The following is a 12,418-nucleotide window of genomic DNA, read 5'->3' as shown; positions in this document are numbered from 1 at the left end:
AATCCAAAGGAGGAACATAGTGAGCGATTCCCTGCATTCCGCGCAGACGCTGCGCAACCCGGCCACGACCACGGCGACGACGGACACGATGGATGCGTACGACAACACGCTCTACCGCAAGGTAGCGTGGCGGCTGCTGCCGTTCCTGATGGCCTGCTATATCGCGGCCTTCCTGGATCGCGTCAACGTCGGCTTCGCCAAGCTCCAGATGCTGGACCAGCTGAACTTCAGCGACACGGTCTATGGCCTGGGCGCGGGCATCTTCTTTATCGGCTACTTCCTGTTCGAAGTGCCGAGCAACGTGCTGATGCACCGCATCGGCGCGAAGAAGACGCTCGCGCGCATCATGATCCTGTGGGCCTGCATCTCCGCTGCCATGGCGCTGACCCAGACGCCGACGCAGTTCTATATCCTGCGCTTCCTGCTTGGCGCCGCCGAGGCCGGCTTCTACCCGGGCATCATCCTGTACCTGACCTACTGGTTCCCGTCCCATCGCCGCGGCCAGGTCATCGCCGTGTTCATGACGGCGGTGCCGTTCGCCGGCATCCTCGGCGGCCCGCTGTCGGGCTGGATCATGGAATCGCTGCACGACCATCACGGCTTCGCTGGCTGGCAGTGGATGTTCCTGATCGAAGCGATTCCCTCGATCGTGCTCGGCCTGGCCGTGCTCTGGTATCTCGACGACCGCATCACGGACGCGCGCTGGCTGTCCGCCGCCGAGAAGAACCGGCTGGCGCACAACATTGCAGCGGAGAAGACCACCAAGGTCGAGCATGTGTCGCTGCTGAAGCTGTTCCGCGACCGTCGCGTGATCCATATGGCGCTGATCTGCTATTGCACGGTGTCCAGCCTGTCGGGCCTGGCCTTCTGGATTCCGTCGGTGATCCGCTCCACGGGCGTGGTCTCGCTGCTGGATGTCGGGCTGCTGACCGCGATCCCGAACGCCTGCGCGGTCGTGTCGATGATCCTGGTGTGCCGCCATTCGGACCGTACCCGCGAGCGCCGCTGGCATATGGTCATCCCGTTCCTGGTCGGCGGCGCCGGCCTGGCGCTCAGCACGCTGTTCAGCCACAACCCGACGCTCGCGGTGGCCATGCTGTCCATCGCCGCCGCAGGCTGCATGGTTTGCTCGCCGCTGTTCTGGAGCCTGCCGACCGCGTTCCTCGAAGGCCGCAGCGCGGCGGCCGGCATTGCGGCGATCAACGCCTTCGCCGGACTTGCCGCATTCGCCAGTCCGTATGCGATCGGCTGGATCAAGGACCTGACCGGATCGACCGACTGGGGCATGTACTTCCTCGCCTCCTTCACCGTGATCGGCGCACTGCTGGTGCTGCGCGTGCCGGCCACGCTGGTCAACCGTTGATTGCACAAGACCTCCCACCATGAATGATCAGACTACAAGCAACCCCGCTGAACTCAGCGACGTCACCGCGCTGACGCGCGAGCTGGTGCGCATCCCCAGCCTCTCCGGCCGGGAAGGCGATGTGGCCGCGCTGCTGGCGCGCCGCATGACCGAAGCCGGCTTCACCTCGGTGACCACGGACCGCAATGGCAGCGTGCTTGGCTATATCGGCCCCGAAGACGCCGAGATCGCCCTGCTCTTCGACGGGCACATGGATGTCGTGCCCGTGACGGGACAGTGGCGCTTCGACCCGTTCGGCGGCACCGTCCACGACGGCCGGCTCTATGGACGCGGCAGCACCGACATGAAGGGCGGCATTGCCGCGGCTATCTGCGGCGTGGCGGCCGCCGCGCGCGAACGTCCGCTGCGCCGGCGCATTGCCGTCTCCGCGAGCGTGCTCGAAGAAGTCATCGAGGGACACGCGCTGTCCACCGTGCTCGATCGCTGCCAGCCCGCGGCGGTAGTGATCTGCGAGCCCTCGAAGCTGCAGGTCAAGCGCGGACAGAAAGGCCGGCTCGAGATCCTGCTGACCTTCCACGGCAAACCCGCGCACGCGGCCACGCCGCACCTCGGCGTGAACCCGCTGCATGCCGCCGCGCGGGCGCTGGGCGCGCTGGAAGGCCTGCGCCTGCCGACCGATCCGGTGCTCGGGCCGGCGTTGCTGGTGCCGACGGATATCGTGTCGTCGCCCTATCCATCGATCTCCATGATCCCGACTTCCACCACGATCCGCTTCGACCGCCGCACGCTCGACGGCGAAACGCGCGAGGACGTGCTGGGCGAGATCGACGCCTGCCTGCGCACCGCCGGCCTGCACGATTTCACGCTGGCCGTGTCGGACGATGAAGTCCGCACCTTCACCGGCGAATCGGCGCGGCCAACGCGCTGGCTGCCGGCGTGGCACCAGCCGGACAACGCGCCGCTGGTGCAGGCCGCCGTGCGGGCTATCGAGCAAGCGGGCCGCACGCCGCAGGTCGGGACCTGGGCCTTCTGCACCAATGGCTCCGAATCCGCGGGACGGCGCCAGATCCCGACCATCGGGCTGGGGCCAGGGTGCGAGGAAGATGCGCACACCATCGATGAATCGATCGCGCTGGAGCAGCTGGAAGGCGCTCGGGAGATCTATCGCAACCTGGTGCTGGCGATGGCGTGACAGCCGGCCCGCGTTCTACGGGCAGTCTCCGGCCGCCGTCATGAGGCCGCCCTGAACATCGACTTCCGGATAATGGCATGCACCCCCCAGTTGCCGTTGACGACCTGCGTGACGCCGAAGTCGACGGCGACTGAAATCAGCGTGACCGCCTCGTCCTCGCTAAGCCCCTTGACCGTCATGAGGAAGCGGCGCGCCTTGCGGAACGCGTCGCGCATGGCGTCGTCGAGCGTCGATTTCTGGTAGATGTGGCTCTGCGCCATCTGGCCGAGTTCGGCCAGATGGTTCGGCGAGCTGAAGCCGTGCAGGATCCACTCGTCGGCCGTTTCCACCAGCGGATAGCTCAGGTCGGCAAACGGGGCGCCGGGCTCGATCATCGTGCTCTTGTGGAGCACGAGCTGGAAGTCGCCCGTCAGCGAGCATTCGATGGCGGTTCCGCAAAGTTCGGAGTCGCCCTGCGAAGCATGCGGATCGCCAATCGACAGCAGCGCGCCCGGCACCGCCACCCGCAGGTAGACACTTGCGCCGCGCGTGACGCGCCAGTTGTCGAGATTCCCGGCAAAGCTCGATGGCGGGATGGAATCGATCAGCCCGTCCTGCGCAGGCGCCACCGCAATCACGCCGAAATGCGGGCGCACCGGGATCTCGACATCGCGCAGCACGTCGTAGTCCTTGACGATGGTGGCAGGGTCGACCGGCACGCCGGGGTAGTCGATGGTGCGATGCAGTACGCCGAAAGGATCGCGCTGCGGCGTCCAGCGGAAGCTGTAGACCGCACGCGCGCGGCCATCGGCACGCTCGCAGTCGATTTCGAAGACCGTCACCACCTCGCGTTCGCGCGGCTCGGTCAGCATGTCGCGGTAGTGAAAGCCCCACCAAGTTGCGGCGTTGCTGCCGAACGCCCGCCCCGCGAAATGCGGATTGGCGCAGGGGCGCGGCCGGATGTCGAGGATGCGCACCTCCAGCACATCGCCGGGCATGGCGCCGCGCACCGCGACCGGCCCCGTGCAGATATGGACGCCGAAACCTTCGCCGGCACCGCGGCCATAGACCGAAGCGTCGATCGGCCCGGCGCCGCGCCGGTCGACGTTCTTCTGCTCCGCGGTCCAGTGGAACACGCTTTCCGCGCCAGGGTCGCCGTCGATCATGCGCTCGCGGTCGTCGGACGCATGCTGCGTCAGCGTTTCGATGGTGACGGTGTCGCCCGACGCCACCTCCAGCACCGGTGGCAGTTCGTGACTAAGGTAGCCCCAGTGCACGGTCTTGTCCGTGGCCTGCAGCCAGTGGTGCCTGCGCTCGGCCTGTGCGGCGTGCGCACGTCCCTGCGCAATGGGCACCACGGTGGCAGGACGCTGTGCCCGCGCAAGCGGGCCGTCGTTGGCCGGCGCCGCTTTCGCACTGGGCGGCAGGCCGCGCGATATGTTCTGCAGTGGAGGCGGTGCCGGCGCGATGGTCATCTGGTCGCGGTAGCCGCGCGGCGAGATCCCGAACTGCTCGCGGAACGCGTGGCTGAAGTAGGACGGGTCATTGAAGCCCCATCGATAGCAAATGTCGGAAACCGACAGCTTGTCGTACTGCGGGTTCGCCAGGTCGGCCCGGCATCGCTCCAGCCGGCTGGTGCGCAGGTAGGAAGAGAAGCTGCTGCCCGACTTCTCGAACAGCTTCTGCAGGTAGCGGGCCGACATGTGCTCGTCCGCCGCAATCGCTGCCAGGCTGAGTTCCGGCTCCGAAAGCCGCGCGTCGATGCGGCTGCAGACGCGCGCAAACACGGTCGCGCGCGACGGCGTCATGCCGGCGGACGGCGCAGACTGGTTGTCCGCGAGCGCCGCGGCAAGATACGCGGTGATCATGCTCTCGAACGGCTGGATCGCCCGGGCATCCGCCGACACGACCGTATCGAAGCTCGCCGCCAGCGACTGGAGCAGCCGGCCGAAGAGTTCCGCCGTATCGCCGGCCAACCTTAGCACGCCCGCCGGCAAGGGCGCGGTCATGCGCACTCCCGGCAACGCCTCGGCGATATGCACGAGCAGCAGCCGGAAGCTCGTGGCGAATATGAGCTTGCGCGTGGCGTGTGCGGGGATGCATACGATGTGGCCAGGCCTCAGGGCGTCCCGCTGGTCCGGCGTGGCCAGCGCCGCCTCGCCTTCGACCAGCATCAGCAGCATCAGCCCGCGGCCGCCTCCCGCAGCGAGGGCCATCGTCTGGGGCACCGATGCAAGGCAGGTCAGTTCGATGCCGCCGGGTGTGGTTCTGGACTGAATCGTGCCGTGCAGCGTGTGGTCGGCGCACAGGCTCTCGCATTGCAGGCGAGCCGCCTTGAGTTCGTCGCGCCAGGCGGCGCCGCGCCGGTTATGCGGATAGGCTTCGGTCGAAAAGCGCAACAGTTGCAATTCAGCCTCCCAGGCAATGTCCCGCGACTGCGAGAAGCGAACGAAGCGCCGGGACGGACACGTTGCCCGTCCCGGATACGTCCGACGTGAAGCCCCTTGCGCGCCGCTAACCGAACATCAGTTGCCCGCGCATGGCTGCCACCAGCACGAATCCCGCGAAGGTGCCGAAGATGGCGAAGATGCCGCCGAGTACATTCGGCGCGGGAATCGGCGCACGCACAGCAGTGTAGACAACACCGGTGACCAGGCCAACGGCAGCAGCCTGCAATTCAGTCGTACCTAAAGTGAGCTCAATCATGGCCTTCCCCGCTTCATGAGTTGCCGGCGATGCGTGACGGCGGCCGCCCGAACGCGATGGTCTTGCGCCACGCGTGCACCAGCAGGTAGCCGATATAGGTGAAGAGGATGGCGCAGATGCCGCCAGCCACGTTCGGCGCGGGGATCGGCAGGTTCAGCCAGGAATACAGCGTGCCGGTGACCAGGCCGACAAACAGCGCAACGATCTCGTTGCGCCCGATGTAGACGTATTGCATGGTTTGCTCTCCTGTCGTATTGCCGCACGGACGCCGCACAGGCAGCGCGGCGTCCGTGGGCGCATGGGGATGCGGTGCCGAAGCCGTTCAGGACTTGCCTTTCGGCGGGAACATCGCGCGCGGCATGGTGCAGTGGATGCCCTGCGTGCCGTCGACCACCTGCGTCACGCCGAAGTCGCCCGACACGCTCAGCAGCGAGTAGGCATCGTCGCGCGACAGGCCCTGCTGCTCGGTCAGCAGCCGGATCATGTCGCGGGCCGCGTTCTTGCCGGCTTCGTCGAGGTCTTCGTGGAAGCCATGGACCACCCAGCAGTCCGGCGTCTCCAGCAGCGGCGACGGGAAGTGGAAGTCCTTGCGCACGACCACCTGGAACAGCACGTTCAGCGACGCTTCGATGGCCGTGCCGCTGACCTCGCCGTCGCCCTGCGAAATATGCGGATCGCCGATCGAGAACAGTGCGCCGTCGACCTGCACCGGGTAGTACATGGTGGCGCCGGCACCGATGCGCCAGTTGTCGATATTGCCGCCATGCAGGCCGGGCTCTACCGTCGTGACGCGACCGGCCTTGTCAGGCGCGACCCCGGCCGTGCCGAGATGCGGCCGCACGGGCACGCGCACGCCGGCCAGCGCCGGCTGCCGGCAGCACTCGCGGTCGTCGACGACCTTGCCCGGGATGGTCAGCTTGCCTGGATAGTCGTAGGCGTACAGCGCGTGTGCCGTGTTCGAAGCCTTGTCGAGTTCATAGATGGTGACCCGCTCCTTCTCGAATTCCTTGTAGAGTTGGCCCCAGCTGGCTGCCACGTTGGCGCCGAAGCGAAAGCGCGGAATCATCTGCAGATAGCGGACTTCCAGCACGTCGCCCGGCTTCGCATCCTCGATGTAGATCGGCCCGGTCATGATGTGGACGCCGGGATTGCGGTCGTCCTCCGGGACCGTGCGATAGATCTCGCGGATGGCAGCGTCCATCATGAGGTCCGGCGCGTCGCCCGCGTGATGGGTCACTGCCTCGGCGCGGATGAAGTCGCCGCTTTTCACGGTCAGGGCGGGCGCCTTGGTGGCATCGAAGTAGCCCCAGTGGATGGTCTCGGGGCGGGCGGGTAGGTCGTGCAGCATGCTGTCTCCTGGAATTTTTATGCGACCGCACCCGCAGCCATTCACGGGGTGAACGGCTGTCCTCGGTATTGGTGGAGGGAGTGCGGTGATGCGTGGTACCGATGAATCGCCGGATTCAGTCCGGCGGCTCATGTCCGGGCAAGAAGCCCCGGGTACCGTGCTGCATGTTTCCTGGCGCCGCACGGTGGTTCCATACTAGGAACACCGCCCGCCGCACCGGTAGGTCGATACGCCCCAAACTCTTGTGCTGGCGCGTACTAGGGTAAACCTGCGCGCATTCAACGCGTCTCGGCGGCCTTTGCCGGTGCGCAGCAACGCTGGATATCGATGGCTCGGCCCCGGCATGCAGGCAGCCCTGGCTGGCTCTTGCACAGGAGGCGGGCGGCCGGGCCCGCATACGTGAACCGCTGTTCGACCATGCATAGCTCGGCTGCGGCGATGTCATTCAGCAGCATGTTGTCGAACGGCCTGCCGACCTCGGTATAGCCGCACGCCAGCATGGCGCGTTTGACACCTTCGCGATCGGTATCGGCGCGGCTCCAGTAGGAATAAGCGGGCGGCATCGACGCGTGCCGCCTGACCTGGGCCGGATCGAAATCCGGGTCCGAGCCGAAGGTCTTGCCGCGCGGCACGCTCGCGCACGCGGGCAACTCCGGGTTATCGGCACACAGGATGCGCCGGTCCTGGTAGAGGAACCCTTTGTCGAGCATGCAAAGCTCCGCGCGGGCCTGGGCGTTGGTCGTCATCACGGTCTTGTCGACGTAGGCCGAATCGGCAAAGCCGCAGCCAAGCATGGCGCTGCGCACGCCCTGCCCGCTCACGCCCGGCTTGGCCCACAGCTTGTACAGCGGCGGGGGCGGCTGGAACGGCCGCGTGGTGCAGGCCGTCAGGGCGAGAAGGATGGCGGCGAACCCCGCAAGGCGGAGGGCGTTCGCATGGCGATGCAATGAGGGTTTCGACATACTGCTGGCAGTCGGAGTCCCGGGAGACCGGTCACTCCAGGTTTGATCGGATGGCGCGACATACGTCGCCCTTCAGGGCGGGGAAGGATAGCGCTAACGCCGCAGGCGTCCTTTGTGCACCCTTCCCTGGCCTGCAGCCGCCCGAACGGCAGCGCCCGACGTTGTTGGCAAAATAATACAAAGCCTCCGTAGCATTTGACCTGGGACCCGGTTGACAAGACAATCGCGGCCGCGCTAGTGCTTCACCGCAGTGCAACCCTGTTGATGCCGGGTTGCCCGTCGCGTAGTCGCTTTGTGCCCCTTGCCGCACCGGTGTCTATCCTCCCCTGAGGCTGACAAACACCGTTCGCTGCATTCGCTGCGACATGGTTTCGGGGGAAACCGGATCACCGCGGCGGGGCGATGAGCTCTATCTCCTGTCATGACCTGCTTCGCCTTCCAGAAGATGTTGTGACGTGCAACACGTTGATAAAAAACACAAAATGGCGGAAGTCGGCTCCGGCAAATCATCGCGCATCTATCTTTCGGTGCGAGTCAAGTTTGCGATTGCCTTTGGCGTAGCGATCGGCTGGACGGCCTTCTCCGTGTGGGCGGCGCAAGACTGGCTGACATCGCTTGGGTCCCACATCGGCATGGCGGGCGCCTGGGTGGTCATCGGCGGTATCGCCATTGTCCCGGGCTTCATGAATGCCTTCCTGATCGGCAGCCTGGCCATGGACCGGCGTCCGACGCGCCGCCACCTGGACGCCTACCCGCCACTGACGATCCTGATCGCCGCCTATAACGAGGAAACCTCGATCATCGACACGATCGCCAGCATCGATCGCCAGAAGTATCCGGCACCGCTGCAGGTCATCGTCATCAACGACGGCTCCCGCGACCAGACCGCTACGCTGGTGCGCGAAGCCGAAGCCACGTATCCATGGCTGCGCCTTCTCGACATGCCGAAGAATGGCGGCAAGGCCAAGGCATTGAACGAAGGACTGAAGCTGGCCACGAACCAGCTGGTCGTGACCGTCGATGCGGACTCCTACCTGCATCGCCAGGCGCTGACCAGTATTGTCGAGCGCTACCGCCTGGACCCGCCCAACACCCGCGCCGTAGCCGGCAAGATCCTGGTGCGCAATTCGCGCCGGAACTGGCTGACGCGTTGCCAGGAATGGGACTACTTCCAGGGCATCGCGGCCATCAAGCGCATGCAGTCGCTGTACCACGGCACGCTGGTCGCGCAAGGCGCCTTCTCGATCTACGATCGCGACGCCCTTAATGAAGTCGGTGGCTGGGCGGACTGCGTGGGTGAGGACATCGTGCTGACCTGGGCCTTGCTGAAGGCCGGCTATCGCATAGGCCATTGCGAGGACGCCTGCATTTTCACGAATGTGCCCGAGAACGTGGGCCAGTTCGTGCGCCAGCGCCAGCGCTGGGCGCGCGGCATGATGGAAGCCTTCCGCCAGCATCCCAACATCCTGCTGGTGCCGCGCTTGTCGACGTTCTTCGTCTACTGGAACCTTTTCTATCCCTGGCTGGACCTGGCTTTCACGCTGGGCTTCATCCCCGGACTCGTGCTGGCCCTGTTCGGTTACCACTGGATTGTCGGGCCCATGACGCTCGCGCTGCTGCCGCTGGCTGTGCTGATGAGCTACCTGATGTTCTCGATCGAGAAAGAAATGTTCGATCGCCTGGGCCTGAAGGTAAGGCGCAACCGCGTTGGCCTGTGCATGTACATGATCTTCTATAGCCTGCTGCTGCAACCCGCCAGCGTGCTGGGCTATATCGACGAGATTTTCAAGACCAGAAAGACCTGGGGTACCAAGTGAAACGCAGCGCATTCGCGATTCTGAACACGGTGCTGGCGTTGCTGTTCACCAAGGCGGCGCTGGCTGAGGAAGAAAAAGTCCTCGATCAGGGCATCGGCCCCGAATTCCTCGCCAGCTACGATAGCGAGAAGTTCTCGATCCACAAGGTGTCGCTCGAATACCTGCCGAGCATGTCGCACGCCGACAGCCTGTTCGGCGTACGCGCGAGCGACTATCGCTACCAGCAAGACGACTGGACCCGCCACGGCCAGAAGATCAGCGTGCTGGGACGCCAACTGGATCCCGCCACGCTGAACGGCTGGAACCTGGAGGGCGGCGTCTTCACGCAGGGTGGACACACGCTGGCGACCGTCGACGGCAACTACCGGCTGTCGCTGGCCAAGCGCACCTCGCTCGAAGTCTTCGTCAACCGGGACTGGGTGGAAACGCAGACCGCACTGGATCGCGGCGTCAGCTACACGTTTGGCGGCCTGGCGCTGGACCAGGGCATCGGGCCGCACGTCACGCTGGTGGGCGTGGCGGGCCAGCAGTATTTCTCCGATGGCAACCGCCGCGACCATGGCCGCGTGCGCATCATCTACCAGCCGCTGCTGGACCTGGGCCTGACCCTGCAGGCGCGCTACCGCGCCTATCACAGCTCGCGGGAGGATGTCGGCCGCGCCTACTTCAACCCGGATCACTACGCCGAAGGCATGCTGGCAATCGGCTGGCGCCAGCGCTACAAGGGCTGGACCGGACTGCTGGTCGCGGGCCTGGGCCGGGAAAAAGTCGCTGATGCCACGCAGCAGCCGACGCGGCTGTTTGAAGTCGGCCTGCAGAGCCCGGTCCGCGGCGCGCAGTCGCTGCGCCTGCGTGCAGGCTACAACCGCAGCGCCTCGTTCAACGGGCCGAACTACCACTACCGCTACGCCCTGGGCGAGTGGATCATTCGCTTCTGAGCGGGCTGCCTTGGCGCTCGCGCCAGGCCTCATAGAGATCCGGGCCTTCGTCGCGCGCGGGCACATAGGCCAGCTTCATCTCGCGCAATTCCGGCGGCCGCGCCAGTTCGACATAGCCGCGTTCCGCGGACAGGTCATAAGGCGCGCCGTCTTCGTTGGAATAGGCGTAGTAGACCGCCCCGACGCCGGCCAGGTACATCGCCGTCAGGCACATCGGGCACGGATAGCCGCTGGCGTACACCGTGCAACCGGTCAAATCCGGCTTGCCGAGGGCCCGGCTGGCGGCGCGCACGGCCTGCATCTCCGCATGCGCGCTCGGGTCGCAGGTGGCGTCCACCTCGTTGACCGCTCGCGCCACCACCTGTCCATCCTTGACCACCACGGCGCCGAAGGGCCAGGTATTGCGCTCGCGCACGTTCTCCATGGCAAGGCGGATGGAGTCGATCAGATAGGTTTCCGTGTCAGACACGCGTTATCTCCCGTCAATGGCCTGGCCCCGGCAGGTGACTGGAAAGGGGCCTGCCGACTATAGGACAGCGCGGGCCCGCGGCGTGCGCCGGATTGTTATACGGCGTATTCGATTCGCCGCGATCAGTGCGACATCATTGCCTGCCCCATGAACGCCTCGATCTGCGGCAGCGTTACATAGCCATTGCGCTGCGCGTCGATCTGGTCGAAGTGCTGCGCAACCCTCGGCATGCCGGCGGCGGCCTGCTCGCGCGTGAGCTTGCCGTCATGCGTGGTATTTGCGCTGGCAAAGCGCGCCTGCAATTGCTGCATCGCACGCTCCATACGCGGACTGGCGGCGGGCATTGGGGCACCTTGGGCAAACGCGCCTGCGGAAGCCATGCACAGGGCGAGCACTGCAATCATCTTCTTCATCACGTTTTCTCCGTAAAGGATGGCCGGGCCTTGCCGGCGAGTGTTGAACGTTGGCCAGTGCGGCGGCAACGGACCGAACTATAGGAAGCCATCCCGCCCCTGTCGCCGTGGAAAACATGTCGCGGTATTTCACGGCGCGGCGCACCTGCGCCCATGACACATGGCGAAATATTTGATGCATGGCGCCCGGCGCCGCGGCCCACTACATTGGCCTCACCGACGCAGCGATGCGGCTCCGCAAAGCCAGGCGTCCCCGCTCCCACACAGGACGATCATGCACAACCTCCACAAGATCACCCTCCTCGCCACGGCCTTCGTCGTGTCGGTCTCATTAGTCGAAGCCCTCTTCCTGGCACGCAGGGCGCGCCGGCAAGGCAAGGCCTATCCCTGGCATGAAATGGGACTGTCGCTGGTTGACATGATCGGCCGCAAGCTGATGGTCCTGCTGCCGCTGTCGCTGGCCACGCCGATCTTCGCCTTCGCCTGGGACCACCGCCTCTTCACCGTCGAGATCAACAGCGTGCTGGCCGTGCTGCTGCTCTTCATCGGCCAGGAGTTCTGCTACTACTGGTACCACCGCGCGTCGCACCGCATCCGCTTCTTCTGGGCAACGCACGCGGTGCACCACTCGCCGAACGAACTGACGCTGGGCACCGCGTACCGCCTGGGCTGGACCGGCAAGCTCACCGGCACCGCCGTCTTCTTCACGCCGCTGGTTCTCCTTGGCGTGCGCCCGGAAGTCGTGCTGGCCACGCTGAGCCTGAACCTGCTGTACCAGTTCTGGCTGCACACCACCTGGATCCCCAAGCTCGGCTGGTTCGAATACGTGTTCAACACCCCGTCGGCGCACCGCGTGCACCATGCTTCGAATATCGATTACCTCGATGCCAACTATGGCGGCGTGCTGGTCGTCTTCGATCGCCTGTTCGGCACCTATGTGGAAGAGCGTGAAGACGAGCCGTGCCGCTTCGGCCTGGTCCACCCGACCACCACGCATAACCCGCTGGTCAACCAGTTCGAGCACTGGGTCAGCCTGGGCCAGGACATGATGAAGTCGGGCAGCTTGATGCATGCGATCGGCTACCTGACGATGCCGCCGGGCTGGGCACCGGATGGAAAGGGGCAGACGACTGAAGCGCTGCGCCAGCAGCAAGCCGACGAGCGGCTGGTGGCGAGCGTGCGGTAACGGGAGCGGGTGGGAAAACAGAACGGGCAGCCTGGGCTGCCCGTT

Annotated in this window: 12 protein-coding genes; 5 read left to right on the top strand and 7 right to left on the bottom strand. The window is 65.5% G+C overall.

Annotated elements, in window-relative coordinates:
• Positions 1–88 precede the first annotated feature (88 nt).
• Both ACIGJB_RS19830 and ACIGJB_RS19825 read left to right on the top strand, forming a co-directional pair.
• On the top strand, positions 89–1,363 hold the full coding sequence (locus ACIGJB_RS19830) for an MFS transporter (protein WP_483734731.1): 1,275 nt from the start codon (positions 89–91) through the stop codon (positions 1,361–1,363).
• A gap of 19 nt (positions 1,364–1,382) precedes the next feature.
• Complete coding sequence (locus ACIGJB_RS19825; RefSeq protein ID WP_483734005.1) at positions 1,383–2,555, top strand: YgeY family selenium metabolism-linked hydrolase; 1,173 nt, start codon at positions 1,383–1,385, stop codon at positions 2,553–2,555.
• A gap of 38 nt (positions 2,556–2,593) precedes the next feature.
• Here ACIGJB_RS19825 and ACIGJB_RS19820 read toward each other — a convergent pair whose 3' ends face one another.
• From ACIGJB_RS19820 to ACIGJB_RS19800, 5 genes are all read right to left on the bottom strand, one after another.
• Complete coding sequence (locus ACIGJB_RS19820; RefSeq protein ID WP_483734004.1) at positions 2,594–4,942, bottom strand: acetamidase/formamidase family protein; 2,349 nt, start codon at positions 4,940–4,942, stop codon at positions 2,594–2,596.
• A gap of 106 nt (positions 4,943–5,048) precedes the next feature.
• A complete protein-coding gene (locus tag ACIGJB_RS19815) occupies positions 5,049–5,240 on the bottom strand; it encodes a DUF1427 family protein (protein WP_483734003.1) in 192 nt (63 codons plus the stop codon).
• Between the two features lie 13 nt (positions 5,241–5,253).
• Positions 5,254–5,475 (bottom strand): XapX domain-containing protein, encoded by a 222-nt coding sequence (locus tag ACIGJB_RS19810; protein WP_483734002.1) that lies wholly within the window; start codon positions 5,473–5,475, stop codon positions 5,254–5,256.
• 87 nt (positions 5,476–5,562) lie between these two features.
• Positions 5,563–6,588, bottom strand: coding sequence for an acetamidase/formamidase family protein (locus ACIGJB_RS19805; protein WP_483734001.1), 1,026 nt, complete (start codon positions 6,586–6,588; stop codon positions 5,563–5,565).
• A 278-nt stretch (positions 6,589–6,866) separates the two neighbouring features.
• On the bottom strand, positions 6,867–7,550 hold the full coding sequence (locus ACIGJB_RS19800; RefSeq protein ID WP_483734000.1) for a hypothetical protein: 684 nt from the start codon (positions 7,548–7,550) through the stop codon (positions 6,867–6,869).
• 482 nt (positions 7,551–8,032) lie between these two features.
• On the opposite strand from ACIGJB_RS19800, the gene ACIGJB_RS19795 reads away from it, so the two are divergent.
• The gene (locus ACIGJB_RS19795) at positions 8,033–9,367 is read left to right on the top strand and encodes a glycosyltransferase family 2 protein (RefSeq protein ID WP_483733999.1); all 1,335 of its coding nucleotides are present in this window, start codon (positions 8,033–8,035) and stop codon (positions 9,365–9,367) included.
• A complete protein-coding gene (locus ACIGJB_RS19790) occupies positions 9,364–10,305 on the top strand; it encodes a hypothetical protein (protein ID WP_483733998.1) in 942 nt (313 codons plus the stop codon). Before ACIGJB_RS19795 ends, ACIGJB_RS19790 begins: the two co-directional genes overlap by 4 nt.
• Here the strand turns inward: ACIGJB_RS19790 and ACIGJB_RS19785 are convergent.
• On the bottom strand, positions 10,292–10,774 hold the full coding sequence (locus ACIGJB_RS19785; RefSeq protein ID WP_483733997.1) for a nucleoside deaminase: 483 nt from the start codon (positions 10,772–10,774) through the stop codon (positions 10,292–10,294). The two genes, ACIGJB_RS19790 and ACIGJB_RS19785, sit on opposite strands and share 14 nt — an antisense overlap.
• 122 nt (positions 10,775–10,896) lie before the next feature.
• On the bottom strand, positions 10,897–11,187 hold the full coding sequence (locus ACIGJB_RS19780; protein ID WP_483733996.1) for an EF-hand domain-containing protein: 291 nt from the start codon (positions 11,185–11,187) through the stop codon (positions 10,897–10,899).
• Between the two features lie 274 nt (positions 11,188–11,461).
• Here ACIGJB_RS19780 and ACIGJB_RS19775 point away from each other — a divergent pair, with 274 nt between their 5' ends.
• Entirely contained in the window at positions 11,462–12,373 is a 912-nt protein-coding gene (locus ACIGJB_RS19775) for a sterol desaturase family protein (protein WP_483733995.1), read from the top strand.
• Positions 12,374–12,418 lie beyond the last annotated feature (45 nt).

This window comes from Cupriavidus sp. C2SS-8b (assembly GCF_057073745.1).
This window is presented reverse-complemented; position numbering and strand designations above follow the sequence as displayed.

Bases quoted from the DNA above. Each gene is read 5' to 3' on its own strand.
- ACIGJB_RS19780 (WP_483733996.1), bottom strand. From the start codon at position 11,187: ATGAAGAAGATGATTGCAGTGCTCGCCCTGTGCATGGCTTCCGCAGGC.
- ACIGJB_RS19800 (WP_483734000.1), bottom strand. From the start codon at position 7,550: ATGTCGAAACCCTCATTGCATCGCCATGCGAACGCCCTCCGCCTTGCG.
- ACIGJB_RS19805 (WP_483734001.1), bottom strand. From the start codon at position 6,588: ATGCTGCACGACCTACCCGCCCGCCCCGAGACCATCCACTGGGGCTAC.
- ACIGJB_RS19830 (WP_483734731.1), top strand. From the start codon at position 89: ATGGATGCGTACGACAACACGCTCTACCGCAAGGTAGCGTGGCGGCTG.
- ACIGJB_RS19810 (WP_483734002.1), bottom strand. From the start codon at position 5,475: ATGCAATACGTCTACATCGGGCGCAACGAGATCGTTGCGCTGTTTGTC.
- ACIGJB_RS19795 (WP_483733999.1), top strand. From the start codon at position 8,033: ATGGCGGAAGTCGGCTCCGGCAAATCATCGCGCATCTATCTTTCGGTG.
- ACIGJB_RS19825 (WP_483734005.1), top strand. From the start codon at position 1,383: ATGAATGATCAGACTACAAGCAACCCCGCTGAACTCAGCGACGTCACC.
- ACIGJB_RS19815 (WP_483734003.1), bottom strand. From the start codon at position 5,240: ATGATTGAGCTCACTTTAGGTACGACTGAATTGCAGGCTGCTGCCGTT.
- ACIGJB_RS19775 (WP_483733995.1), top strand. From the start codon at position 11,462: ATGCACAACCTCCACAAGATCACCCTCCTCGCCACGGCCTTCGTCGTG.